This is a genomic window from Roseivirga seohaensis (assembly GCF_001592945.1).
GTDB lineage: Bacteria > Bacteroidota > Bacteroidia > Cytophagales > Cyclobacteriaceae > Roseivirga > Roseivirga seohaensis.
Genome location: NZ_LRPB01000025.1, coordinates 1 through 2,005, shown reverse-complemented (window position 1 = coordinate 2,005; position 2,005 = coordinate 1). Strand labels below are relative to the sequence as shown.

Below are 2,005 nucleotides of genomic sequence, written 5' to 3'. Positions count from 1 at the left end.
GTTTCCGCTAGCATTCAGCGACACTGAAATATTCTGGGTGATTACAGCAGGAGCAGTATTGTCAACCACAGTCACTGTAGCAGTAGCCGAAGCACTGTTTCCGCTCGCATCGGTTCCAGTCAAGGTGACAGTCTGCACACCAACCTTAGTACAATCGAATGAAGTTTTATCAATAGATAAAGTGAGGTTACAGTTGTCAGAAGAACCATTGTCAATATCGGCAGCGGTGATATTTGCATTTCCGTTGGCATCAAGCGCAACAGTAATGTTTTTTGCAAGAACAGTAGGGGCAGTATTGTCTTCTACATCCACAGTTATACTAAAGGTAGTTGTGTTACTTCCGTCAGTAGCTGTCCATGTAATTACTGTTTGTCCCACATTAAGGCTTACTCCAGATAAGTCAGTTCCCGCACCAGTGGTAGCACCAGTTAAGGCATAAGTTAGTGTAACATCTGCACAACCGTTATCAGTTACCGCAGGAGTAAACTCAGAACCTTGTACTTCATAAGTACAATCATCTGCATTTCTAACTACTGTACTACCTTCTTCGATCTCTGTAGTTGTTCCACTAGTGATTGTTCCACTGAAACCGAACATGTGGTTTTCACCAGATAGTTGTGTAAATGATTTACCAATTACCTGACCAGATATGTTGTTATGACTTGTCTTATTAATGAAAGCAAAAGGAGCGAATACAGTGCCTATAATAGAGCCGTTTCCTTGAATTTTAACAGTTGTACTATTGTAGAAGTTGTAAAGGATGTATGGTGAAACGTGCTCTCCAATTCCTCCAGTATTATATACGTTCCAGTTGAAAGTACCAGGGTTGTTAACATTAACAATCAATATTTTGCTTTGGCTTGGCTGGTTATTAAAAGTGAAGACTGACACATTGTTAAGGTCTGCCCCAGTTACGTTCAATACGTTTAAACCATCTTGTAAATTGATTTTTACTTGATTTGGCAAGTTAGTATTGCTTATTGGCTGTCCGTTAGGGTTAGTCAAGTTAGCATTGTTAACCAACTGGCTCATTGATAAGGCACTCGCTTCAAATTGAGCGAAAGCAGCGTCAAAGTCAATCACGTTAGATTGGAAAATTGGATTGTTAGAAGCGCTCACTCCAAGTTGCTGAGCATTAGCTTGCAAGTGAAGTCTTGGGCTGCTATTGTAGTTGTTATCCTTAGTAATACGAATAGGAGAGTTAGCACCATTCTGATCTTGGTACCATACTTTAGACCCGTTGGCATTACCAATTTTAACATATCCATTTTGGTTTACCTGAAGGGAGTTTCCATTGTTGTAGTTTACTTTTCCACCTACAACAAGTGTTACAGGTACATTACCTACTTTGAAGCTACCTTTACTATTGGTAGAAACCTGATAACTACCGTTAATTGACAGATCGCCTCCCAGTGCAACAGCGCCTTCTGTTTCATTATTTTTGAATGAGACATTATTTCTAACAAAGACATTAAAGTCCATTGCTGGAGCTGTTGGGTTTTGACTAATTACTGAGCCTGAAGTTGGATTAGTAAATACAGGGGCAGAAGAGTCTACCACAGTTACGGTTACTGTTTCGGTGGTTACATTTCCACTAGCATCTGTAGCTGTTACAGTAATAGTGTTTGTACCTAAGTCAGCGCAGTCAAAGCTAGTTTTAGAAATAGTAATGTTCACGCTTCCGCAGTTGTCATTTCCAACAGAAGTCACAACTTGACTTTGTGTAATTGTGGCGTTTCCATTGTCGTCTAATTCAGCCGTTATACTGTTATTAACAGTGATTACTGGAGCGGTATTGTCGATAATAGTTACGGTTGCTGTGGCAGAGGCAGTGTTTCCACTGGCGTCTGTTCCAGTCAATATTACAGTTTGCGTACCGATATCATTACAGCTAAATGAAGCCTTGTCAACAGTTAATGTAAGATTGCAATTATCAGAAGAACCGTTGTCTATTTGAGCGGCTGTAATGTTAACGATTCCATTAGCATCAAGCGCTACAGTGATG

At 40.1% G+C, this 2,005-nt stretch carries 1 protein-coding gene; it reads right to left on the bottom strand.

Going from position 1 to position 2,005, the window contains the following annotated elements:
• On the bottom strand, positions 1-2,005 hold a 2,005-nt coding region (locus AWW67_RS10005; protein WP_062301560.1), incomplete at both ends, for a collagen-binding domain-containing protein.